Origin of the sequence: Rathayibacter sp. AY1A5, assembly GCF_002930875.1 — a bacterium.
Classification (GTDB): Bacteria; Actinomycetota; Actinomycetes; order Actinomycetales; family Microbacteriaceae; genus Rathayibacter.
Genome location: NZ_PSTM01000025.1, coordinates 17,444 through 40,976 on the forward strand (window position 1 = coordinate 17,444; position 23,533 = coordinate 40,976).

Genomic DNA, 23,533 nt, shown 5'->3' on the forward strand with positions numbered 1-23,533 from the left:
TGGTCGTCATGCCCCTCGAGCCCAAGCCCGCGCAGTTCCCTGCGATCCGGAGCGCGCTGCGCTTCTACCGGGTGACCTCGATCATCACCGGCGTGATGCTGCTCCTGCTCTGCGCGGAGATGCTCCTCAAGTACGTCTTCCACCTCGAGCTGTTCGCCTTCGGCCAGCAGGGCGTCCTGCACTTCGCCCCGATGTACGAGGTGCCCGGAGGCGAGTTCACGTCGAGCGGCACCGGCGCGAACCTGTCCACCGGCATCCTGATCGCGCACGGCTGGTTCTACGTCGTCTACCTCTTCGCCGACTTCCGCCTGTGGAGCCTCATGCGCTGGCCGTTCACGCGCTTCGTGCTCATCGCGCTCGGCGGCGTGGTGCCCACCCTCTCCTTCTTCGTCGAGACCCGCATCGCCCGCGAGGTCGAGCAGTACCTCGAGCGCCGGACCGCCGGCACCGACCCGAAGACCCCGACCGACTCCGTGGAGGCCCCCCATTAGCGAGCAGCCCACCGCTCCCCAGCCGCACCTGGCCGCGCAGCCCGTCCTCGTCGTCGACTTCGGCGCGCAGTACGCGCAGCTGATCGCCCGCCGGGTCCGCGAGGCGAACGTCTACTCCGAGATCGTGCCCTCCAACGCCACGGCCGCCGAGATCGCCGCGAAGTCGCCCGTCGGCATCATCCTCTCGGGCGGCCCCTCCAGCGTGTACGAGGAGGGCGCCCCGCAGCTCGACCCCGCGATCTTCGACCTCGGGGTCCCGGTCCTGGGCATCTGCTACGGCTTCCAGGTGATGGCGAAGACGCTCGGCGGCGAGGTCGCCAACACGGGGCTGCGCGAGTACGGAGCGACGGACGCCGCCCTCTCGACCGACGGTGGCGTGCTCCTCGGCGAGCAGCCCGCCGACCAGACGGTGTGGATGAGTCACGGCGACTCGGTCGCACAGGCACCCGAGGGCTTCGAGGTCCTCGCCTCCACGAGCTCCACCCCGGTCGCCGCCTTCGGCAACGACGAGCGCCGCCTCTACGGCGTGCAGTGGCACCCGGAGGTCAAGCACTCCGCCTACGGCCAGGCCGTCATCGAGAACTTCCTCCACCGCGCCGCGGGCATCCCGGCCGACTGGAACTCCTCCAACGTGATCGACGACCAGGTCGCCGTGATCCGCGAGCAGGTTGGCACCGGACGCGTCATCTGCGGCCTGTCCGGCGGAGTCGACTCCGCCGTCGCCGCTGCGATCGTGCACCGTGCCATCGGCGACCAGCTCACCTGCGTCTTCGTCGACCACGGACTCCTCCGCAAGGACGAGCGCCGCCAGGTCGAGGAGGACTACGTCGCCGCGACCGGCGTCCGCCTGGTCACCGTCGACGCGCGCGAGCAGTTCCTCGACGCGCTCGCCGGCGTCAGCGACCCGGAGCAGAAGCGCAAGATCATCGGCCGCGAGTTCATCCGCACCTTCGAGGCCGCCGCCGAAGCGCTCGTGCTCGAAGCGCAGGGCGAGGGCGAGACGATCGACTTCCTCGTCCAGGGCACGCTCTACCCCGACGTCGTCGAATCCGGCGGCGGCACCGGCACCGCCAACATCAAGTCCCACCACAACGTCGGCGGACTCCCCGAGGACCTGCAGTTCGCCCTCGTCGAGCCGCTGCGCACCCTCTTCAAGGACGAGGTCCGCGCGATCGGCCGCGAGCTCGGCCTCCCCGAGGTCATCGTCGGCCGCCAGCCCTTCCCCGGACCCGGCCTCGGCATCCGCATCGTCGGCGAGGTCACCCAGGAGCGGCTCGACCTCCTCCAGGACGCCGACGCCATCGTCCGCGCCGAGCTCACCGCCGCCGGCCTCGACACCGAGATCTGGCAGTGCCCCGTCGTCCTCCTCGCCGACGTCCGCTCCGTCGGAGTCCAGGGCGACGGCCGCACCTACGGCCACCCCATCGTCCTGCGCCCCGTCTCCTCGGAAGACGCGATGACCGCCGACTGGACCCGCCTGCCCTACGACCTCCTCGCCAGAATCTCCAACCGCATCACCAACGAGGTGAGCGGCGTGAACCGGGTGGTGCTGGATGTGACGTCCAAGCCCCCCGGCACCATTGAGTGGGAATGATTCCGCGGGTCTCCGCACGGTCATCTGCGGCGTTGTCGGCGGTTGCGATACCTCCGGTATCGCGCCCTTTTCCGCCTTGCAGCTGACCGCGCGGAGACCCGCGGAACGTCAGGAACGGCTCCCTTCGAAGGGGGCCGTTTCTTGTTGAGGGGAGCGGGTGCGGAACGAGCCCCTGCGGGGCCGTTCCTGGGTGCAGGTAGAGGGGAACGAGCCCCTGCGGGGCCGTTCCCGGGTGCAGGTAGAGGGGAACGAGCCCCTGCGGGGCCGTTCCCGGGTGCAGGTCGGGGAACGAGCTCGGGTGGCTGTTCAGGGAACGGGTGGCCGCGGTGCGGCCGGGGGATCGGTGAGGGGTGACCGGTGCCTGGCGAGGCATACCGAGTGGCGGTCAGGGGTTCGAGGCCCTGCGGGGACGTTCCGGGGGTGCCGATCGAGAGGCGGGCTTCTGCCGGGTGGTCGGGGAACGCGGGTCTGCGCTGGTCCGGGGGCCGTGGTGCAGGCGGAGGCGGCAGGCGCGCGAGCGCGGGTCAGGCGGGGGTGTCGAGCACGCCGATGAAGCGGGTGCCGATGCCGTCGTACTCGTCGCGGCGGTGGCCCTCGGGGTGGTGCGGCCAGGAGGCGGGGGAGTGGTCCTCGCAGACGAGGAACGTGAACTCGGGCCACCACTTCTTCGGGCGGGCGGCCTCGGAGCGGCCGCAGACGGCGCAGTCGAGGGTCACCCACACGGGACGCCTGCCGGTGCGGTTCGCGCGCGACTGGACGAGCCAGGCGGGCGGATCCTGCTCGAGGGCGGCGAGCTCCTCCTCCGACAGACGGGTGGGGATGCCGTGCCGCGTCGCCATCTCGAGGGGGATGTCGAGGCGCTGAGCGGCCTCGCGACGCGTGATCATCCGGCCACCCTAACCCAGCGCCGCGCGCGGACCCCGAGGCCGCAGCGACGCGCGCGCGAGCAGCCACTCCAGCGGGCCCTGCCCCACGAGCCGCCTCCAGAGGAGAGCGGCGACGATCGAGCCGACCACGAAGACGCCGAGCAGCGCCCAGCTGCGCCACGCCTCGAAGTCGAACGGCTCGTACGGGACCAGGTACACCGCCAGCGCCACGAGCTGCAGCGAGTAGATCGTCAGCGGCATCGCACCGACGGCCGCGATCGGAGTCGCCGCCCGCGCCAGGAGCGGCAGCCGCTGCAGCAGAGCCGTCAGCGCGCCGAGGACGACGCAGGCGACCCCGCCCGCCCCGAGCAGCTCGGCAGTGGTGCTGGCGTGCGCCTCCACCGCCTCCGGACCCCCGAGCAGCAGCCCGCCGCCGTAGCCGAGCACGGCCGAGACGGCGCCGCCGACGACGACCCAGCGCTGGGTGGTCGCGGACCGGATGTCGCAGCGCGCGATCAGGAGGCCGAGTACCACGTACGCCAGCCACGACGGCACCGGGTAGTACTGGGTGAGCCAGATGAGGGGCTGCGCGGCCAGGAGCGCCTCGTCGGGCGACAGGGTCGAGAGCCAGGAGCCGCCGGCGCTCGTCAGCGCGTCGACCGCGAGGGGCCCGGCGATCGCCGCGACCGCGACCAGCAGGGCGAGGACCGCCCGCGGCAGGAAGAGCAGCAGCGCCGCGACGAGGAACATCACCCCGTAGTGCGGCAGGATCACCGCGATCGGCGTCCCGAGCAGGGTGAGGGCGACGCCGATGACGAGCAGGTACAGCCCGCGGAGCAGGATCGATCCAGTGTCCTGCCAGGGCCGCGAGGAGCGCTGTGCGCCGCCCGTCATCAGCCCGATCGACACTCCCGCCAGCACGGCGAAGAGGACGGAGCTGCGGCCGTTCCAGAGCATCTCGCTCTCGACGGGGGCGAGGTGGGCGGCGAACATGCCGAGGACGGCCAGGCCGCGTGCGACGTCGAGGCCGACGATCCGGGAGTCTGCGGCGCTCATCCCTCCATCGTGCCAGGCGCTCCCGGCAGTGCACCGGGAACGACGCTGGGGCCGGGAACGACGACGGGCGCCCGACCCGGAGGTCGAGCGCCCGTCGGACGTGGTGCGCCGTGCTACTCGCGGAAGATCGCGACGAGGCGCAGGATCTCCAGGTACATCCAGACGACGGTGACCAGGATGCCGTAGGCGCCGGTCCAGCCGTAGATGCGGGGGAGGCGGTTGCGCACGCCCTGCTGGATGAACTCGAAGTCCATCACGAGCGAGTACGTGGCGAGCGCGACGGCGATGAGGCCGATCACGATGCCGATGAAGCCGGTGCGGAGACCGAAGCCGCCGCCGACGCCGAAGAGGCCGAGGCCCAGGTTCACCAGCGAGAACACCGCGTAGCTGATCATGCCGATGAAGAAGATCTTGTTGAGCTTCGGCGAGGTGCGGATCTTGCCGTTCATGAACAGCGCCAGGGTGACGCCGATCACGATGACGGTCGCCATGAGGGCCTGGACGACCGCTCCGGCGTACGCGCTCTCGAAGAACTTCGAGATCGCACCGACCGCGATGCCCTGGGTCGCGGCGTAGCCGAGGATCAGGGCGGGCGACGGCTGCTTCTTGAAGGCGTTGACGATGCCCAGCACCAGCGCGACGAGCACGGCGGGGAGCATCAGGCCCGGGACGAACCAGCCGACGGCCGCACCCGCGAGGAGCACGACGAAGGCGAGGGCGGTCTTGGCGAGGGTGTCCTCGACGGTCATCCGGTCGGTCTCGACGGAGCCGGCGGCCGGACGGGAGTACATCTGGTCGAGTGTGCCGGGGGAGACGTCCGGGAGGTCCTGCACGCGGCCGGCGTAGCCGCGGTTGCTGAACTCCGGGCGTCCGAAGGCCGGATTGTTGCTTGCCATGGTTCCTCTTCTCTCAGGTGCGCTGGTCTCCGAGGGAACTCGCGGATCTGAGTCGCTGTGGGTGCGGGGTGCGCCGCGGATCCGAGAGGACTGCGACGATGGACACCACCATATCTGAGAGCACCTCTCAGAGTCTGGCTGTTCTCTTCGAGCGGACCTCGACTCCGCTGCGTGCCGCGCAGTGCCGCCCGTAGGATCGCGGCATGCCCGCGCGTCAGTCACCGCTCGTCATCGGCCACCGCGGAGCGAGCGGCTACCGACCGGAGCACACCCGCTCCGCCTATGAGCTGGCGATCGCGCTGGGCGCCGATGCGCTCGAGCCCGATCTGGTGGCGACCCGCGACGGCGTGCTCGTCCTCCGCCACGAGAACGAGATCTCCGGCACGACGGACGTCGAGAAGCGCCCGGAGTTCGCTGCGCGCCGCACCACCAAGCGGATCGACGGCCGCGAGATCACCGGCTGGTTCACCGAGGACTTCACCTGGGACGAGCTGTCGGAGCTGCGGGCCCGCGAGCGGCTGCCGGCGGTGCGCAGCTCCAGCGCCACGTTCGACGGCCAGTTCCCGCTGCTGCGCTTCAGCGAGCTGCTGGCGCTGCTGGACCGGGCGGCGGAGGACGATCCGCTCGCTCCGCCGGGGCTCGTCGCCGAGATCAAGCACGCGACGTACTTCGCCGGGATAGGGCTGCCGCTGGACGTGCTGCTGCGCGAGGAGCTCGCCGCCGCGGGCTGGGGTCCGCGCGACCCGCGGCTCACGATCGAGAGCTTCGAGAAGACCGTGCTGGAGCGGCTCGCGGTGAGCGGAGTCGGCACCCGCCGGATCTACCTGCTCGAGTCGCGCGGCGCCCCGCCCGACCTCGTGGCCGCCCACGGCGCCGACGCGGCCCCCTACTCCGCCTTCACCACGCCGGCGGGACTGCGGAACCTCGCCGGAGCCGTCGACGGGATCAGCGTCGACAAGAGCATGCTCTTCTCGCGGGACGCGGCCGGCCGGGCGACGGGGACCGGTCCGCTCGTCGAGGACGCCCACGCGGCCGGGCTCGAGGTCTACTGCTGGACGCTGCGCGCCGAGAACCGGTTCCTCGAGAAGGTGCACCGCCGCGGGAAGGACCCGGCGGAGTACGGCGGCTGGCAGGAGGAGTTCGCGATGATCCTCCGCTCGGGAGTGGACGGCGTCTTCGCCGACCAGCCCGATCTGGCGATCGAGGCGCGGGCGGCCGAGCAGGAGCGCCTGCTCCGCGGCTGACCGGTCCGCCGATCGGGTTCTCGTCCGGCGCGTGCCGAGCGGACGCGGAGGCTGCGCTGGCATCATCGGCTCACCACCGCCCGCCCGACCCTCGAGAGGAGGCCCCGTGTCCACCCGAGAGCGCATCACCCGCCGCTGGATCACCACCGCCGTCCTCGCCGTGATCGGCGTCGCCGTCGTCTACTGGCTCGCCGTGCTCACCCCTCAGGGCCAGGGCGTCGAGAACTCGGGGCTCCGGGGCGCCGACCTCGTCTTCGGCCGGGCCACCGGCGCCGCCGCGGGGGCGCTCGCGGACGTCACCCCGCTCTCCATGGTCGTCGGCGCCCTGCTCGTCGCGGCGATCGCGCTGATCCGGAGACGCCCGGCGCTGGCCGTCGCCTCCGTCGGCTCGATCGTCGTCACGGCCGGGCTCACCCAGCTGCTCAAGAACGTGGTCCTCGAGCGGCCCGAGCTGGTCGACACCGACTCCTGGTACACCGGCGGCAGCTTCCCGAGCGGGCACACCGCGGCGGCCGTCTCGGTGGTCTTCGCCCTGGCGATGGTCGTCCCCGGGCGCGCGCGGACCGTCGTGCTCGCGCTGGGCGGCGCGGTCGTGGTGCTGGTCGGCAACCTGACGATGGCCGCCTCCTGGCACCGGGCGAGCGACGTCCTCGGGGCCGACCTCGTCGCGCTCGCCTCCGCCTCCGCCGCCTGCGCGTGGCTGACCACCAGGGCCCAGGTGGGCCGAGCGCCGAAGAGGCCCGCGCGGCGCGGGGTGAACCGGCTGCTCCTGGTGTGCTCGGTGATCGTGGTGGTGCTGCTCGCGGCTCTCGCCGTCCAGGGCATCCAGTACTACCCCGACGACACGAAGGACCTCACCGCCTTCGCGCTCCTGCAGCTCCTGGCGGTGTCGACGTCGGCGCTCGCCGTGCTCGGCTTCTCCCTCGCGTGGCGCGGACTGGACGTCGGTGGGGCGCTCACCTCGCCCGCGCCGCGTCAGCGGACCGCCTGACCGCTCCCGGTGTCGGAGGGGCGATCTACACTCGGAGGGACATGAGCTTCCTCTTCGATCCGAGCGACTCCCGCGCCACCCCGGTCATCGTCGGTCCCCCCGGCGGCCCCGGGGACGCGCCCCGCACCGACCCGGCGCACGAGCAGCTCGTCGCGGGGCTGAACCCCCAGCAGCGCGAGGCGGTCGAGTACCGCGGAGACGCGCTGCTCATCGTCGCGGGTGCGGGCTCGGGCAAGACCAGCGTCCTCACCCGGCGCATCGCGAGCCTCCTGGGCAACGGCGAGGCCTGGCCGAGCCAGATCCTCGCGATCACGTTCACCAACAAGGCCGCGGCCGAGATGCGCGAGCGCGTCGAGAAGCTGGTGGGGCAGAGCGCCGAGGGGATGTGGATCTCGACGTTCCACTCCGCGTGCGTGCGGATCCTGCGCCGCGAGGCCGAGAACTTCGGCATGACCAAGTCGTTCACGATCTACGACTCGGGCGATCAGCGCGCCCTGCTCAAGCGCATCGTGAAGGACCTCGAGGCCGACTCGCTCGGGATCACCGTCGCGAGCGCCTCCGCGAAGATCTCCAAGCTCAAGAACGAGCTCGCCGACGTCGACTCCTACGCCCGCACCGCGAACCTCAGCGACCCGAACGAGGAGATGTTCCTCCAGGTCTTCCGGGCCTACTCGCGGGCGCTCGAGGGGGCGAACGCGTTCGACTTCGACGACCTGATCGCGCAGACCGTCTACCTCTTCCGCGCCTTCCCGCACGTCGCCGCGAAGTACCAGCGGCGCTTCCGCCACGTGCTGGTCGACGAGTACCAGGACACGAACCACGCCCAGTACTCGCTGATCCACGAGCTGACCCGGCCCGTGCCGCCGGCGACGATGGCGGCGGCGCAGTTCGACCGCCCCTACCGCGGACCGGTCACGGCCGACGGCTCCATCCCGGGGGCCTCGCTCACCGTCGTCGGCGATTCGGACCAGTCCATCTACGCGTTCCGCGGCGCCGACATCCGCAACATCGTCGAGTTCGAGCGCGACTTCCCGGGCTGCCGCGTGATCCTGCTCGAGCAGAACTACCGCTCGACGCAGAACATCCTCTCGGCGGCCAACGCCGTCATCTCGAACAACTTCGACCGTCGCGCGAAGAACCTCTGGTCCTCCAGCGGCGACGGGGAGAAGATCGTCGGCTACACCGGGTACTCGGGTCACGACGAGGCGCAGTTCGTGGTCGACGAGATCGCCCGCCTGCACGCGGCGGGCACGGGCTACGACGAGATCGCGGTCTTCTACCGCACCAACGCGCAGACCCGCGCGCTGGAGGAGATCTTCATCCGCTCCGCGCTGCCCTACCGGATCCTGGGCGGCACGAAGTTCTACGAGCGCGCCGAGATCAAGGACGCACTGGCGTACCTGATCACGGTGGCGAACCCGGCCGACGTGCTGGCGCTGCGGCGCATCATGAACACTCCGAAGCGGGGCATCGGCCCCGCGACGGAGGCGCAGCTGCAGTCGTTCGCCGACACCAACGCGGTGACCCTGCGGGAGGCGATGCGCAACGCCGGCTCGCTCGGGATGGGCCCGAAGGTGACGAAGGCGATCGTCGACCTCGCGACCCTCCTCGACGAGTGCGCGCTGATGCTCGACCCCGCACGGGAGGGCGGCGAGGCGAAGGTGCACGAGGTGCTGACGGCGCTCCTCACCCGCAGCGGCTACCTCGACATGCTCCGCGCCAGCCGCGACCCGCAGGACGAGGCCCGCGCCGAGAACGTCGACGAGCTCATCGCCGTCACCAAGGAGTTCGCGCGCAACAACCCGGACGGCGGGCTCGTGGACTTCCTCACCGAGGTCTCGCTGGTCGCCGCGGCCGACGACCTCGACGACGACTCCGGCACCGTCTCGCTGATGACGCTGCACACGGCGAAGGGCCTCGAGTACGACGCCGTGTTCCTCACCGGCATCGAGGAGGACCTGCTCCCGCACCGCATCTCGGCGAACGAGCCCGGCGGCCCGGCCGAGGAGCGGCGGCTGTTCTACGTGGGGATCACCCGGGCCCGCAAGCGCCTCTACCTCTCGCTCGCGATGACCCGCGCGCAGTACGGCGAGACGTCGGTCGCGATGCCGAGCCGGTTCCTGCAGGAGATCCCGGGAGAGCTGATCCAGTGGCGCCAGTCGCCCGGCGCGGCGACCTCGCGCGGCGGCACGCAGCCCCGGGCCCTGAACGCTCAGCGGCCCGGCTTCGGCAAGTCGCGATCGAACACCGAGTTCCGGGAGGCGCTCGCCGCGGCGCCGAAGGCCAAGGGCGAGTTCCCGAACCGGATCACCGGCATGGTGCGCGACAACGGCGACCTCGAGCTGATCGCGGGCGACCGCATCCGGCACACCGACTTCGGTGAGGGGCGCGTGAACGCGGTGACGGGCGAGGGCTCGAAGCGCGTCGCGCACGTGCTCTTCGACCAGGTGGGCGCGAAGAAGCTGCTGATCAAGGTCGCGCCGATCGAGAAAATCTAGTCCGGTGGCGGCCGGATCGGCGGCCGCGCGGCTCGCGACGGAGGTGTTCTCCCCGGCGGTCCTCGCGGTGCTCGTGCCGGTCGTGGTCGGCGCGCGCGTCGCGGATCCGCCCCTGCTCGGCGTCGCCTGGGGAGCGCTCGCGGCGCTCTTCGTCGGCGTGGTGCCCTACCTCGTCATCCGCCTGCTGATGCGCACCGGCCGGATCCACGGCGACCATCACGTGCCCGACCGGCGCGAGCGGGCGCTGCCGATCGCGCTGGCGCTGGTGTCGATCGCGGCCGGCCTGGTACTGCTCGCCGTGCTCGGCGCTCCTGCCGCGGTGACCACGTTCGGCGTGGTGACGGTGGCCGTGGTGCTCGCCGTCGGCGTGGTCAACCTGGTCTGGAAGCTGTCCGGGCACGCGGCGGTGGTCGCCACCTGCGCCGTCGTCGTGCTGATCGCCTACGGACCGCTCTCCCTGCTGATCAGCGTGCCCATCGTCCTCTGGGTGCTCTGGTCGCGGGTGCGCCTCGGTGCGCACACCCCCGCTCAGGTCCTCGCGGGCGCCGCGGTCGGCACCGTCCTCGCCGGGACCGTCTGGTCCCTGCTCGGCTGACGTCCGTCCCTTCCCGTGTGCCCTCTGGTCGCCTTCCGCGAGATTCCACTCGAGTGGGAGGCACGCCGTGGCGGGCTCACCCGAGTGGCATCTCGCGGAAGTGGTCAGCCTGCGTAGCGCGCGACGAGCTCCCGCTTGAGGATCTTGCCGCTGGGCCCGAGCGGGAGGGCGTCGACGAACTCGACGCGGCGGGGGAACTTGAAGGCGGCGAGGTGCTCGTTGGCGTAGGCGATCAGCTCCTCCGCGGTGGCGGTCGCCGACGGGGCGAGGATCACCGCGGCCATCACCTCCTGGCCGTGGCGCTCGTCCGGGATCCCGAAGACCGCCGCGTTCTGCACGGCCGGGTGCCCGATCAGCACCTCCTCGACCTCGCGCGGGTACACGTTGTAGCCGTTGCGGATGATCATGTCCTTCGTGCGGTCGAGGATGCGGACGTAGTCCTCCTCGTCCTTCGTGCCCAGGTCGCCGGTGCGGAACCAGCCGTCGATCACCGCCTCCGCGGTCGCCGCCGGGTTGCCGAGGTACCCCTTCATCAGGTTGTGCCCGCGCACCACGATCTCGCCGAGCTCGCCCCGGGGGACCAGCTCGACGCGGTCGGTCACGTCGGGGCGGGCGACCTCGACCTCGACGCCCCAGATCGGCGTGCCGACCGTGCCCGGCCGCGGCGGGACTCCGACGTGGTTGAAGGTGGCGACCGGGGAGGTCTCGGTGAGCCCGTAGCCCTCGTAGATCTCGACGCCGAACACCTCGCGGAAGCGCTCGATCACGGCGACGGGCAGGGCAGCGCCTCCCGAGACCGCGTAGCGCAGCGGCGGCCGGTCCTCGCGCCGGGTCGCGGCGTCGAGCAGGGCGACGTACATCGTGGGCACGCCCTCGAAGACCGTGCAGCCGTGGGCGATCATCGCCTCGAGCGCGGCGTCGCCGTCGAACTTCGGCACCAGGACGACCGTCGCGGCGGTGCGGAAGGCCGTGTTCATCGCGCAGACCTGCCCGAAGGTGTGGAAGAGCGGCAGCGCCCCGAGCACCACGTCGCCGCGGTGCAGGTCGAACGTGTTCATCAGCAGCACGTCCGACTGCGAGACGATCGCGAAGTGCGTCCCCTCCGCCCCCTTCGGGCGGCCGGTGGTGCCGCTGGTGTAGAGGATCGTCGCCGTGTCGGAGGGGGAGCGGGGCACGTAGCGGTCGATCGGAGTCGCCTCCGCGGCGAGGTCCTCCAGGCGCGGGAGGGGCGAGGCGGTGCCGTCGGGCACCATCACGCTCAGCACAGGGACGCCGGCGAGGTCCGCTCCGGCGGCCCCCTCGGCGAGCAGCGGAGCGGCGCACACGAGCGCGACGGCTCCGGAGTCGCGCAGGACGTAGGCGATCTCGTCGTGCTTGAGCAGGGCGTGCACGGGGACCACCACGGCGCCGAGCGCGAGGACGGCGAAGTAGCCGCGGGGGAAGTCGGGGACGTTCGGGACGAGCAGGGCCACGCGATCGCCCGGTCCGATCCCCTGGGCGCGCAGGGCTCCGGCGTAGGCACAGGTCTGCCGCCAGAGGGTCGCGTAGTCGACGGCCTGCTCGCCGACGCGGATGGCGATCGTGTCAGGGGTGCGCCGCGCCGCCTCCGCCAGGATGGCCGCGACGGAGAGGGTGCCGAAGCCGGCGGCGGGCGGGGGAGCGGCGGGGGCCTCGGCCGTGCGGGGTTCGGTGATGCTCATCAAGGCTCCAGTCGTCGTTGACCGCCGCGGCGGATGCCGGGTGCTTCACCGTAGATCCGCCGGGCGGCCGCGTCGAGCGATCCGCACCGGATGTTCAGCACGGACGGGCGGGGAGTGCGCATCCCGGCGCCGAGCGGAAGGGGGTGCGGGAGGCGCGGGCGGCTGCCTACAGTCGGACTGCTGCGGCCCGGTTCCGCGGGTCGGACGACGGGAGGCGCGATGCGCGGCGAGGCGACGCTCTACACGGATGCGGTGGTGACGGCTCCGTTCGCCCTCGCGGTGATCGCGGAGGCGACCGGCTCGCGAGTGGTCGGCGCGCGGACCGCGGACGCGCACGTTCCGCTCTACAGCGGTCCGACGAGCGCGCGGGTCGAGATCGCGGGGTTCGGCGACAGCGTGCCGGTCACCGTCGACGTGCGCGACGAGCGCGGGATCGACGAGGCGCGCGCGGCCGCGCAGGCGCTCGGGCTGGAGCTCGCCGCCTACGCGGGCTGGGAGGTCGTGGCCGGCTTCTGAGCGTCGCGTCGGACCCGGGCGAGGTAGTAGCGGCTGGGCGCCGTCCTCACGATCGCGGGAAGCAGGCGGTAGACGGCGAAGGTGCGCGAGAGCGCCCGCTCGAACCGCGCCTCCTGCCGTGCGGTCCAGTGGAAGCCGAAGGGCTCGCGGAGCGCCGCCGGGAGCAGGCCGGCGGTGATCAGGCGGAGGTAGGGGCCGAGCGGGCGCAGGTACCAGGCGGCGATGCTCGGGCCCAGCAGGTCGTGGGCGACGCGGCGGGCCGCGGGCGTGACGTCGAGGCGCTCCAGCTCCCGCTCCCAGTAGGCGTCGAACGCGGTGCGGGAGTCGGGCCAGAGGTCCGCGGGCATCTGCAGGGCCGCGCCGACGACGACGGAGCGGCGCACGATGTCGTCCGCCTCCTCCTTGCTCAGCGCACCGAAGGCGCCCTCGTAGAGCTGCAGCATCGACTGGGTGAGCGTCGCCGCGACCCAGCGCTGCAGCTCCGGGTCGAAGGCCGTGTAGCCGGGGCCGCGCACGGGCACGTGCGCCCTGTTCACGCGGCGGCGGACGGCGCGGACGTCCTCGGGAGTGCCGTAGTGCAGGACATAGAGGTAGGAGAGCGTCCCGTGCAGGCGGTTCACGGCCCGGTGCACGAAGTCGGAGTGGTCGGCGACGCCCTGCCCGACCGCCGGGTGCGCAATCTGGAGGAGGATCGCGCGCGCCCCCGCCAGCAGGAACACGCCCTCGCGGAAGACGTCCGGGGTGCGGGTGGCCGACGACATGGCTCCACGCTACGCGGGAGCGGCGGGCGGAGGAGGGGCCGGTGACCCCCGGCGGGCGTCCGGCGGGCGCGGAGCGACCGCACGGGAAGCCCGCGGCGGGTGCGGAGTAGACTCGGCGCGGCCCAGGGACAGTGCCGAGACTCCGGCGTCGTCCGGGCCACCTCGAACTCGAAACGCAAGCGCGCTCGGCGCGGAATGGGAATGCAGCGTGGATCTCTTCGAATACCAGGCCCGTGATCTGTTCGAGAAGTACGGCGTGCCCGTGCTCCCGGGCATCGTCGCCGACACGCCGGAGGAGGTGCGCGCCGCGGCGGAGAAGCTGGGCGGCGTCACCGTCGTCAAGGCGCAGGTCAAGATCGGCGGCCGCGGCAAGGCGGGCGGCGTGAAGGTCGCGAAGACCCCCGAGGACGCTTTCGCCGCGGCGCAGTCGATCCTCGGCCTCGACATCAAGGGCCACGTCGTCAAGCGCGTCATGGTCGCCGGCGGTGCGCGCATCGACCGCGAGTTCTACTTCTCGGTGCTGCTGGACCGGGCCGACCGCTCCTACCTCTCGCTCACCTCCTACGAGGGCGGCATGGAGATCGAGCAGCTCGCCGTCGAGCGCCCCGACGCCCTCGCGCGCGTCGAGGTCGTCCCCGGCCAGGGCATCGACCAGGCCAAGGCCGAGGAGATCGCCCGCGCGGCGAAGTTCCCGGAGGAGCTGATCGCCAAGGTCGCGCCCGTCCTGGTGAAGCTCTACGACGTCTACACCGGCGAGGACGCCACGCTCGTCGAGGTGAACCCGCTCGTGCTCACCGAGGAGGGCGACATCGTCGCGCTCGACGGCAAGGTCTCGCTCGACGAGAACGCCGGCTTCCGCCACGCGGACCACGCCGCGCTCGAGGACAAGGACGCCGCCGACCCGCTCGAGGCGAAGGCCAAGGAGAACGACCTCAACTACGTGAAGCTCGACGGCGAGGTCGGCATCATCGGCAACGGCGCGGGCCTGGTCATGTCGACCCTCGACGTCGTCGCCTACGCCGGAGAGAGGCACAACGGCGTGAAGCCGGCCAACTTCCTCGACATCGGCGGCGGAGCCTCCGCCCAGGTGATGGCGAACGGCCTCGACGTGATCCTCGGCGACGAGCAGGTCAAGAGCGTCTTCGTCAACGTCTTCGGCGGCATCACCGCGTGCGACGCGGTCGCCAACGGCATCCTCCAGGCGCTCGAGATCCTCGGCGACTCGGCCACGAAGCCGCTCGTCGTCCGCCTCGACGGCAACAAGGTCGAGGAGGGCCGCGCGATCCTCCAGGCCGCCGCCAACCCGCTCATCACGCTCGCCGCGACCATGGACGAGGGCGCCGACAAGGCCGCCGAACTCGCCGCCGCGTAACGGACCCGACGACTCAAGGAATCAGAGAACAAGCATGTCGATCTTCCTCACCAAGGACTCCAAGGTCATCGTCCAGGGCATCACCGGCGGCGAGGGCACCAAGCACACCGCGCTGATGCTCAAGGCCGGCACGAACGTGGTCGGCGGCGTCAACGCCCGCAAGGCCGGCACGACCGTCACCCACGGCGACGTCGAGCTCCCCGTCTTCGGCACCGTGAAGGAGGCGATGGAGGCCACCGGCGCCGACGTCTCCATCGCATTCGTGCCGCCCGCCTTCTCGAAGGACGCCGTCATCGAGGCGATCGACGCCGAGATCGGCCTCCTCGTCGTCATCACCGAGGGCATCCCGGTGCAGGACTCCGCGGAGTTCTGGGCGTACGCGCAGGAGAAGGGGAACAAGACGCGGATCATCGGCCCCAACTGCCCCGGCATCATCACGCCGGGCGAGTCGCTCGTGGGCATCACCCCCGCGACGATCACCGGCAAGGGCCCGATCGGCCTCGTCTCGAAGTCGGGCACCCTGACCTACCAGATGATGTACGAGCTGCGCGACCTGGGCTTCTCGACCGCCATCGGCATCGGCGGCGACCCGATCATCGGCACGACCCACATCGACGCGCTCGCCGCGTTCGAGGCCGACCCCGAGACGAAGGCGATCGTGATGATCGGCGAGATCGGCGGCGACGCCGAGGAGCGCGCCGCGGACTTCATCAAGGCGAACGTCACGAAGCCCGTCGTCGGCTACGTCGCGGGCTTCACCGCCCCCGAGGGCAAGACGATGGGCCATGCCGGCGCCATCGTCTCCGGCTCGGCCGGGACCGCGCAGGCCAAAAAGGAGGCCCTCGAGGCCGCGGGCGTGAAGGTCGGCAAGACGCCGTCCGAGACGGCCGCCCTGCTCCGCGAGGTCTACGCGGCGCTCTAGCGCCCGTCCTCCCCGCACCACCGTCGGAACGGACGGTGCCCCTGCTCCGGCGGGCGGCGCCGTCCGTTCCGTCGTCGGGGCGGGTCCGGCCGGAGTAGCGTCGCAGCGTGACCCGCCGCCTCGGACTCGACCTGCTGACCTTCGTGCCGTACCCGGAGGGCCCCGAGCGGCCCGGCGACGCCGCGCGGAGCCTCGAGGACGGGCTGGCCCTGCTCGAGCTCGCCGAGGAGCTCGGCTACGGCACCGGCTGGGTCCGCGTGCGGCACTTCGAGCGCTACCTCGCGTCTCCGATGACCTTCTTCGCGGCCGCCTCCCAGCGGACCCGCCGCCTCCGCCTCGGGACCGCGGTCATCGGCGCCCGCTACGAGTCGCCCGTGCGCCTCGCCGAGGACGCCGCGACCGTGGACCTGCTCTCGGGCGGACGCCTCGACCTCGGCGTCAGCAGCGGCTTCGCGCATCTCGCCTCCGTCTTCGACGGGGTATTCGGGCAGGCCGAGCGCGACTTCCGCGAGGAGGCGCAGGAGCGCATCGCGCGACTCCGCGAGGCGCTCTCGGGCGCCGTGCTCGGCGTCGCGGAGTCGGCCCTGATGTCGGTCCCGGTCGGCGCTCCGCTGGTTCAGCAGCCGCACGCGCCCGGCCTCGCCGACCGGCTCTGGTACGGGGCGGGAACGGTGTCCTCCGCGGTCCGGGCAGGCGAGCAGGGCATGCACCTGCAGGTGTCCACGCTCAACACGGAGGAGACGGGCCTGCCGTTCGCCGAGCAGCAGGCGGTGCAGATCCGCGCCTACCGCGAGGCCTTCGCCGCAGCGCACCCGGGGCGCACGTCGAGGGTGACGGCGGGCCGGATCGTGCTGCCGCTGCTCGACGCCGCCGACGAGGAGGCGCACCGCCCCTTCATCGAGGGCTACCTCGCGCGGATGGACGACGAGGGCCGCCCCCGCACGGCCGACCGGTCGATCATCGCCGCCCCGATGCGCTTCAGCCCCCTCCACGTCGGGAGCCCGGAGCGGATCGTCGCATCGCTCGCCGCGGATCCGGCGCTCGCGGAGGCGGACGCGCTCACGGTGACGCTCCCGGCGGTCGGCGGGGTGGAGTCGCACCGGCGCATCCTGCGCGCCGTCGCCGAGCGCATCGCCCCTCAGCTGGGCTGGACGCCCGGGGCTTGAGGATCAGCGCCGCGCGAGCAGTGCCCGGACGGGCCGCTGCAGAAGGAGCAGAAGCAGCCACCAGAGCCCGACCGACGGGACCAGCAGCGCCAGCGCCAGTGCGACGAGGAGCAGCGCGAGAGGCAGCAGGGCGGGCGCGAGCGGCAGGGGCCCTGTGCCGGGCCGCCTGAGCTCCGGGTGCCGGGAGAGGCGCAGCTCGATCAGGACCAGCGCCCCGCTCATCGCGGCCATCGTGCCGATGTAGAGCCCGAACGTCGCCCGGGAGTCCGGGAACAGCGCCAGCGCGCTCGTCGAGAACGGGAAGAACGCCAGCGCGGCCAGCCAGAGCAGGTCCAGCCACACCAGGGCGCCGTCGTAGTCCCCGGCGATCTCGAAGACGCGGTGGTGGGGGATCCAGAAGACGGCGATGACCGCGAAGGAGAGCGCGAAGGCGAGGACCGAGTCCAGGTGCTCCGCGAGCAGCGCCGGGACTCCGCCGCCCTCCCGGGCGACCTCTGGAGCCAGCTGCACCAGCGGCAGGACGAGGACGGTGATGGCGATGGCGGCGGTCGCGTCCGAGAAGTTGACGAGCCGGTCGAGCCCGCGCTCCGTCCGGCGGTGGGCCGCTCGTCCTCCGGGGCGACCGCGGTGCACCAGGCGCTCGATCGGACCCGAGAGCAGGAGCAGCAGGAGCGCGAACATGTTGACGGCCGGCACGGCGACGGCGAGCACGAGGGCCGCGAGGAGGACGCTGATCACGATCAGCGACCTCGAGAGGGAGCGCCGCGGTTCCGCCCCCAGGGCCAGGAGATCCGGGTCGCGGCGCACGATGAGCTGCATCGCGAGGGTCGCCGCGCTCGCCGCGATCATCGTGCCGATGTAGAGCGCGATGACGCTGCCGTCGGTGTCGAGCACGTTCGAGATCAGGTTCGCCGCGAAGGGGAGCAGCACGACCGCGGCCAGCCAGACGAAGTTCGCGACGACGAGCGCGGGCGAGTACCGGGCCACGCCCTCGAAGACGGAGTGGTGGACCGCCCACAGCCGCCCGATCACGGCGAACGTGATGAAGAAGGCGGAGAGGGTGCCGTAGTGACCTGTGAGGAGGGACCCCAGATCGGCCGCGCGGCCCTCCTCGACCACGTCGACCAGGGGGAGGACGAGGAACGTGATGGCGATGGCGACGACGGCGTCGGAGAAGTTCACGAGGCGGTCCAGGCCGCGCTCCGTCCGTGCGTCCGAGGTCCCCGTCATGGCTCCGACACTAGAGGGCCGGGCGGCGCGCCCCTGACCCGCCTCCGAGCGCGCCGCCGCTAGGCTCGTCAGGCCCATGAACCGGATCACCGTCGCCCTCCTCGCCGCCTTCGACGCCGCGCTGTCGGCGCTGATCGGGATCGCGATCCCGCTCGTCCCGCTGACCGTCCTCTGGGCCGTGCAGTACGACACGACGGTCGACTTCGGCGTGTTCTGGCGGGTCGCCGCCGACGCCTGGCTGCTCGGCCACGGGGCCGACCTGCAGGCGGCGCTGGCCCCCGACTCCGCCCTCGCCGTGGCGCTGCCCGGAGGCGCGGACGCCTTCCCGGTGACGATCGCTCCGTTGGCGTTCGCACTCCTCACCGTGCTGCTCGGCGCGCGCACCGGCCGCCGCGCCCAGGAGTCGCCGTTCCGGGCCATCGGCGTCCTCGTCGCGATCGCGACCTACCTGGCGATCGCGCTCCTGGTCTCGCTCGGATCCGCGGACCCGGCCGCCACCGTCGATCCCCTGCAGGGGACGCTGCTGCCGCCGCTCGTCTTCGCGCTGGGGGTGCTCGTCGGAGCAGCGCTCCACTCCGCCCGCAGCGACGAGGCCGACCCCCTCGGCGAGCTGGCCGCCTCCGCGCTCGACCGCGTCCCCGCGCCGGGGCCCGGGCTCGTCCTCGCGTCGCTGCGCGGGGGAGCGCTCGCCGCGGCGGGCGTGGTCGGCGTCGCGGCGGTGCTCATCGCCGTGCTGCTGGTCGTGCACTACACCTCGGTCGTAGCGCTCTACGAGAGCCTGGGCGCCGAGGCGCTCGGCGGCCTGGCCCTCACTCTCGGGCAGCTGGCGTTCCTCCCGAACCTGGTGATCTGGGCGGCGAGCTGGCTGATCGGCCCGGGCTTCGCCCTCGGCACCGGCTCCTCCGTGAGCGCGGCCGGGACGCTGCTCGGACCGATCCCGTCGATCCCGGTCCTCGCCGCACTGCCCGCAGGGGACTCGGCCTTCGGATTCCTCGGGCTGCTCGTGCCGCTGCTCGCCGGGTTCGCCGCGGGATGGCGGCTGCGGCGCGGCGTGATCGAGGCGCTCGACGGACGCTCGCTTCTGCGCTGGGGCGCGGCCGCGGCCGGCGGGATCGGCGTGGTCGGCGGCCTGCTGCTCGGGCTCCTCGCCTGGTTCTCGGCGGGCGCCGCCGGGCCCGGGCGGCTCGCCCAGGTGGGCCCGGACCCGCTCGTCGTCGGGGCGGTCGCCGCCCTCGAGCTCGCGCTGGCCGCGGGCCTGGGCCTCGCCGCGGGCCGCAGCCGACGCGGCTGACGCCGGCGGAGGCGTCCCCCTAGACTTGCGCAGTGCTGAAGTTGGTCGTGCTCCTCTCCGGCGGCGGATCGAACCTCCGCGCCCTGCTGGACTCCGCCGGCGACGAGGGCTTCCCCGCCCGCATCGTCGCGGTCGGCAGCGACACCGACGCCGAGGGCTTCCGCCACGCCGAGGAGCGCGGAGTCCCCGCCTTCACGGTCGCGCCGCGCGACTTCTCCTCCCGCGACGAGTGGGGCGCCGCCCTGCTCGGGCGCATCCAGGAGTGGGAGCCCGACCTCGTCGTCTGCGCGGGCTTCATGCGCATCCTGCCGCCCGTGGTGGTGGACGCGCTCAGCCCGCGGATGATCAACACGCATCCCGCCCTGCTGCCCCTCTTCCCCGGCGCCCACGCCGTCCGCGACGCCCTCGCCGCCGGCGCGACCGAGACCGGCGTCACCGTGCACGTGATCGACACCGGCGTCGACACGGGACCCGTCATCGCCCAGGAGAGCCTCGCCGTGCTCCCCGGCGAGAGCGAGGACGCGCTGCACGAGCGCATCAAGACCATCGAGCGTCGCCTGCTGGTGCAGACGGTGCTCGACATCGCCCACGGAACCGTCGACCTCGAGGAGCTCGCCCGCGCATGAGCATCACCGCCCACGATCCCAGCAGCTACGACGACCGCGACCGGGTCCCCGTCCGCCGGGCGCTGATCTCGGTCAGCGACAAGACCGGCCTGCTCGAGCTCGGAGCGGCGCTCGCCGCGGCCGGCGTCGAGCTCGTCTCCACCGGCTCGACCGCAGCGACCCTCCGCGGAGCCGGCCACGAGGTCACCGACGTCTCGGCCGTCACCGGGTTCCCGGAGTCGCTCGACGGCCGCGTGAAGACGCTGCACCCGGCCGTGCACGCGGGCATCCTCGCCGACCTGAGGCTCGCCTCGCACCGCGAGCAGCTGGAGCAGCTCGACATCGCCGCGTTCGAGCTGGTCGTGGTGAACCTGTACCCGTTCCGCGAGACCGTCGCCGGCGGCGCCGACCCGGCGACCGTGGTCGAGAACATCGACATCGGGGGCCCGGCCCTCGTCCGCGCCTCCGCGAAGAACCACGCGAACGTCGCGATCGTCGTCGACCCGGCCGACTACTCCGGGATCGAGACCGCCCTCGCCGACGGCGGCACGACGCTCGCCGCGCGCCGCACCCTGGCGGCCCGCGCCTTCGCGCACACCGCCTCCTACGACTCCGCCGTCGCCGCCTGGTTCGCCGGGCAGGAGGCGGCCGAGGGCGTCGAGGGCTCGGTCGAGATCCGCGGGACCCTGCAGCAGGTCCTCCGCTACGGCGAGAACTCGCACCAGAAGGCGGCCCTCTACGTCTCGCCCGACGGCACCGGCATCGCGCAGGCGACGCAGCTGCACGGCAAGGAGATGTCCTACAACAACTACGTCGACGCCGACGCGGCCGTCCGCGCGGCGTACGACTTCGTACTGCCCGCCGTCGCGATCATCAAGCACGCGAACCCGTGCGGCATCGCGATCGCGAGCTCGAAGGCGATCGACCCCATCGCCTCCGCCCACCGCCGCGCCCACGAGTGCGACCCGGTGTCGGCCTTCGGCGGCGTCATCGCCGCGAACCGGCCCGTCACCCTCGCCATGGCCGAGACGGTGAAGGAGATCTTCACCGAGGTGCTCGTCGCCCCCGGCTACGAGCCCGAGGCGCTCGAGGTGCTGAAGACCAAGAAGAACCTGCGCCTGCTGCAGCTCCCCGACTTCTACGCCCCCGTGGAGCGCGAGTTCAAGCAGATCTCCGGCGGCCTGCTGCTGCAGGAGCCGGACCGCTTCATCGGCGGCCCCGGCGAGGTCAGCTCCGGCTGGCAGCTCGTCGCCGGCGAGCCCGCCGACGCCGACACGATGCTCGACCTCGAGTTCGCGTGGAAGGCCTGCCGCGCCGTCAAGTCGAACGCGATCCTCCTCGCCAAGGGCGGCGCCTCCGTCGGCGTCGGCATGGGCCAGGTCAACCGCGTCGACTCCTGCCACCTCGCGGTCACCCGCGCCGGCGACCGCGCCCCCGGCTCCGTCGCCGCCTCCGACGCGTTCTTCCCCTTCGCTGACGGCCTCGAGGTGCTCCTCGCCGCCGGCGTGAAGGCCGTCGTCCAGCCCGGCGGGTCCGTCCGCGACGCCGAGGTCATCGACGCGGCCGCCCGCGCCGGCGTCACGATGTACACGACGGGGGAGCGGCACTTCTTCCACTGAGTGACGGGCGCTCCGCGCCCGTCACTCGGTGGAAGAAGTGGTGTTCGATCGCCCCGCCGCTCCCTGCGCGGCGGGGCGCGGTCGGCTTCGCGACGGGGTGCGTTCCGTAGAGCGGGGTGCGTCGCCGGTCGCGGGAATCGCTTGGCACGCGATTCCCGCTGAACCGGCTCTGCCTTGGCGTGCTTGTCTTCCCCGCCGCTCCCTGCGCGGCGGGGCGCGGTCGGCTCGGCGACGGGGCGCGTTCCGTAGAGCGGGTCGCGTCGCCGGTCGCGGGAATCGCTTGGCACGCGATTCCCGCTGAACCGGCTCTGCCTTGCGGTGCTCGTCTTCCCCGCCGCTCCCTGCGCGGCGGGGCGCGGTCGGCTTCGCGACGGGGTGCGTTCCGTAGAGCGGGTAGCGTCGCCGACCGCGTGAATCGCTTGGCACGCGATTCCCGCTGAGTCGGCTCTGCCTTGCGGTGGGCGGTTTCCCGGCCGCTCCTCGCGCGGCGGGGCGTGGTCGGCGTCACGACGTGAGGCTTTCCATGGAGTGGGGGCGTCGCCGGTCACGGGAATCGCTTGGCACGCGATTCCCGCTGAAACCGCTCTGCGGTGCGGTGAGTGGCTCTTAGGGGGCTGCTAGGGGATCGACAGGCGAGGCGCGGGCGGGGGCGCGTAGGGTCACCGGGTGCCTTCCGACTCGACGCCCGCGTCCACTCCCGACACCCCGACCGCCGCCTCCACGATCGCCCCGAACCGGGACCGCGCGCCCGGGACGGGCCGCCGGATCCTCGTCGCGCTGCTCGCCGCCGCGGCGACCGCGCTCGTGGCGCACCTCGCCAACCTGCTGGCCTTCTTCATCGGCAACCAGCTGCAGCCCGGCTCCATCCCGCAGGTCAACGCCTACTTCCTGCTCTCGAGCGTGCTCGGCTTCGTGGTCGTCCTCGTCCTCGCCGTCGCGGGGATGCTCGGACGCACCTGGAGCGCCGCCCTCGCGGGACTCGTCGCGGGTGTGGTCGGAGCCGTGTTCGGCACGCTCGTCCAAGCCAGCGCCACCGGCGAGGCCGTCACGGGCGCCGTCTGGGCCTCCATCTTCCAGACCTTCGCCGGACTCAACCTCGTCTTCCTGCTCGCGTTCACCGTCTCGGCGGCGAGCGTCGGCCACACGCTCTGGAACCGCCTCCGCACCACGGGCGCTCCGGCCGCCGTCGTCACCGACCGCCGCATCGCGATCGTCCGGGCCCCGGCCGCCGACCTCTCGGCGGGCGAGCTCACCCACCTCGAGCGCGTCCCCGTCGACCAGCAGCGCGCCCAGCAGCAGTGGGAGGCGTACGTCGACCTGCTCGAGCGGGCCGGCTGGGAGACGGTCGAGGCCGCACCGGCGCCCGGACTCGCCGACTCCGTCTTCCTCGAGGACGCGGTCGTCGTCTTCGGCGACCACGCCGTGATCGCCCGATCCGGAGCGGAGTCCCGCCGCGGAGAGACGGCGGGCGCCGAGGAGGCCGTCCGCGCCCTCGGCCTGACGGTCGACCGCATCGAGGAGCCGGGCACGCTCGACGGCGGCGACGTCCTCAAGGTGGGATCGACGGTCTACGTCGGCCGCGGAGGCCGGACCGACGCGGCGGGGGTAGCCCAGCTGCGCGCGATCCTCCGCCCCCGCGGGTACGACGTCGTCGCGGTCCCGCTGACCAAGGTGCTGCACCTCAAGAGCGCCGTGACCGCGCTGCCCGACGGCACGGTCATCGGCTGGGAGCCGGTCGTCGACGAGCCGCGCCTGTTCCCCTCCTTCCTGCCGATGCCCGAGGAGGCGGGCGCCCACGTGGTCGTCCTCAACGACGACACCCTCCTGATGGCCGCCTCCGCTCCCCGGAGCGCCGAGCTGCTGCGGAGCCTGGGCTACCGCGTCCTCACCGTGGACGTCTCGGAGTTCGAGAAGCTCGAGGGCTGCGTCACCTGCCTCTCGGTCCGCGTCCGCTGACGGCGGAGGCGGGGGGAACCGCCGGATCGCGGCGGCCGCTGGACGGAGCCCATAGCCCGGGTATAGCCTTCAAGGCTGCCCGGAGCTCTCCGGCCCGGTGGCACCTCCCGCCTCCCCGCCCACCCGGCAGGGGAGGCGGGAGGTGCCACCGGGCCGGAGAGCTC

The 23,533-nt window shown here is 72.6% G+C and carries 20 protein-coding genes; 14 read left to right on the plus strand and 6 right to left on the minus strand.

The window, feature by feature from the left end; all coding sequences use genetic code 11:
• The first annotated feature begins 8 nt into the window (after positions 1-8).
• Both C5B98_RS14610 and guaA read left to right on the plus strand, forming a co-directional pair.
• Positions 9-491: a DUF3817 domain-containing protein gene (locus C5B98_RS14610; protein WP_104234169.1), complete on the plus strand. Its 483-nt coding sequence runs from the start codon at positions 9-11 to the stop codon at positions 489-491.
• A gap of 28 nt (positions 492-519) precedes the next feature.
• Positions 520-2,085: a glutamine-hydrolyzing GMP synthase gene (gene guaA, locus C5B98_RS14615; RefSeq protein ID WP_104227304.1), complete on the plus strand. Its 1,566-nt coding sequence runs from the start codon at positions 520-522 to the stop codon at positions 2,083-2,085.
• Positions 2,086-2,609: 524 nt separating this feature from the next.
• Here the strand turns inward: guaA and C5B98_RS14620 are convergent.
• From C5B98_RS14620 to C5B98_RS14630, 3 genes are all read right to left on the minus strand, one after another.
• Positions 2,610-2,972, minus strand: a complete 363-nt coding sequence (locus C5B98_RS14620; RefSeq protein ID WP_104224739.1) for a DUF5997 family protein — start codon at positions 2,970-2,972, stop codon at positions 2,610-2,612.
• 9 nt (positions 2,973-2,981) lie between these two features.
• Positions 2,982-4,007: a DUF418 domain-containing protein gene (locus tag C5B98_RS14625; RefSeq protein WP_104327987.1), complete on the minus strand. Its 1,026-nt coding sequence runs from the start codon at positions 4,005-4,007 to the stop codon at positions 2,982-2,984.
• Positions 4,008-4,120: 113 nt separating this feature from the next.
• Entirely contained in the window at positions 4,121-4,903 is a 783-nt protein-coding gene (locus C5B98_RS14630) for a Bax inhibitor-1/YccA family protein (protein WP_104224741.1), read from the minus strand.
• A 203-nt stretch (positions 4,904-5,106) separates the two neighbouring features.
• Here C5B98_RS14630 and C5B98_RS14635 point away from each other — a divergent pair, with 203 nt between their 5' ends.
• From C5B98_RS14635 to C5B98_RS14650, 4 genes are all read left to right on the plus strand, one after another.
• Positions 5,107-6,147 (plus strand): glycerophosphodiester phosphodiesterase family protein, encoded by a 1,041-nt coding sequence (locus tag C5B98_RS14635; protein WP_104224742.1) that lies wholly within the window; start codon positions 5,107-5,109, stop codon positions 6,145-6,147.
• A gap of 106 nt (positions 6,148-6,253) precedes the next feature.
• Positions 6,254-7,138 (plus strand): phosphatase PAP2 family protein, encoded by an 885-nt coding sequence (locus C5B98_RS14640; protein ID WP_104224743.1) that lies wholly within the window; start codon positions 6,254-6,256, stop codon positions 7,136-7,138.
• 41 nt (positions 7,139-7,179) lie between these two features.
• A complete protein-coding gene (locus tag C5B98_RS14645) occupies positions 7,180-9,636 on the plus strand; it encodes an ATP-dependent helicase (RefSeq protein ID WP_104261607.1) in 2,457 nt (818 codons plus the stop codon).
• A gap of 4 nt (positions 9,637-9,640) precedes the next feature.
• Complete coding sequence (locus C5B98_RS14650) at positions 9,641-10,231, plus strand: phosphatase PAP2 family protein (RefSeq protein WP_104227299.1); 591 nt, start codon at positions 9,641-9,643, stop codon at positions 10,229-10,231.
• Positions 10,232-10,335: 104 nt separating this feature from the next.
• Here C5B98_RS14650 and C5B98_RS14655 read toward each other — a convergent pair whose 3' ends face one another.
• Positions 10,336-11,931, minus strand: coding sequence for a long-chain fatty acid--CoA ligase (locus C5B98_RS14655; protein ID WP_104327988.1), 1,596 nt, complete (start codon positions 11,929-11,931; stop codon positions 10,336-10,338).
• 219 nt (positions 11,932-12,150) lie between these two features.
• Here C5B98_RS14655 and C5B98_RS14660 point away from each other — a divergent pair, with 219 nt between their 5' ends.
• A complete protein-coding gene (locus C5B98_RS14660) occupies positions 12,151-12,447 on the plus strand; it encodes a hypothetical protein (RefSeq protein ID WP_104224926.1) in 297 nt (98 codons plus the stop codon).
• Here the strand turns inward: C5B98_RS14660 and C5B98_RS14665 are convergent.
• Positions 12,414-13,208, minus strand: a complete 795-nt coding sequence (locus C5B98_RS14665) for an oxygenase MpaB family protein (RefSeq protein WP_104327989.1) — start codon at positions 13,206-13,208, stop codon at positions 12,414-12,416. The genes C5B98_RS14660 and C5B98_RS14665 overlap by 34 nt on opposite strands.
• A gap of 208 nt (positions 13,209-13,416) precedes the next feature.
• On the opposite strand from C5B98_RS14665, the gene sucC reads away from it, so the two are divergent.
• From sucC to C5B98_RS14680, 3 genes are all read left to right on the plus strand, one after another.
• Positions 13,417-14,580 (plus strand): ADP-forming succinate--CoA ligase subunit beta, encoded by a 1,164-nt coding sequence (gene sucC, locus C5B98_RS14670; RefSeq protein ID WP_104327990.1) that lies wholly within the window; start codon positions 13,417-13,419, stop codon positions 14,578-14,580.
• 34 nt (positions 14,581-14,614) lie between these two features.
• Entirely contained in the window at positions 14,615-15,502 is an 888-nt protein-coding gene (gene sucD, locus C5B98_RS14675) for a succinate--CoA ligase subunit alpha (protein ID WP_104224929.1), read from the plus strand.
• A gap of 107 nt (positions 15,503-15,609) precedes the next feature.
• The gene (locus tag C5B98_RS14680) at positions 15,610-16,668 is read left to right on the plus strand and encodes an LLM class flavin-dependent oxidoreductase (RefSeq protein ID WP_104267783.1); all 1,059 of its coding nucleotides are present in this window, start codon (positions 15,610-15,612) and stop codon (positions 16,666-16,668) included.
• Between the two features lie 3 nt (positions 16,669-16,671).
• Here the strand turns inward: C5B98_RS14680 and C5B98_RS14685 are convergent, their stop codons facing one another.
• Positions 16,672-17,898: a TMEM175 family protein gene (locus C5B98_RS14685; protein ID WP_181065558.1), complete on the minus strand. Its 1,227-nt coding sequence runs from the start codon at positions 17,896-17,898 to the stop codon at positions 16,672-16,674.
• 76 nt (positions 17,899-17,974) lie between these two features.
• On the opposite strand from C5B98_RS14685, the gene C5B98_RS14690 reads away from it, so the two are divergent.
• From C5B98_RS14690 to ddaH, 4 genes are all read left to right on the plus strand, one after another.
• Positions 17,975-19,189: a DUF6350 family protein gene (locus tag C5B98_RS14690; protein WP_104327992.1), complete on the plus strand. Its 1,215-nt coding sequence runs from the start codon at positions 17,975-17,977 to the stop codon at positions 19,187-19,189.
• A gap of 32 nt (positions 19,190-19,221) precedes the next feature.
• Positions 19,222-19,815, plus strand: a complete 594-nt coding sequence (gene purN / locus C5B98_RS14695; protein WP_104327993.1) for a phosphoribosylglycinamide formyltransferase — start codon at positions 19,222-19,224, stop codon at positions 19,813-19,815.
• A complete protein-coding gene (gene purH, locus C5B98_RS14700) occupies positions 19,812-21,413 on the plus strand; it encodes a bifunctional phosphoribosylaminoimidazolecarboxamide formyltransferase/IMP cyclohydrolase (RefSeq protein WP_104327994.1) in 1,602 nt (533 codons plus the stop codon). The genes purN and purH overlap by 4 nt, the downstream gene beginning before the upstream one ends.
• Positions 21,414-22,079: 666 nt before the next feature.
• On the plus strand, positions 22,080-23,369 hold the full coding sequence (gene ddaH, locus C5B98_RS17415) for a dimethylargininase (RefSeq protein WP_308471265.1): 1,290 nt from the start codon (positions 22,080-22,082) through the stop codon (positions 23,367-23,369).
• Positions 23,370-23,533 lie beyond the last annotated feature (164 nt).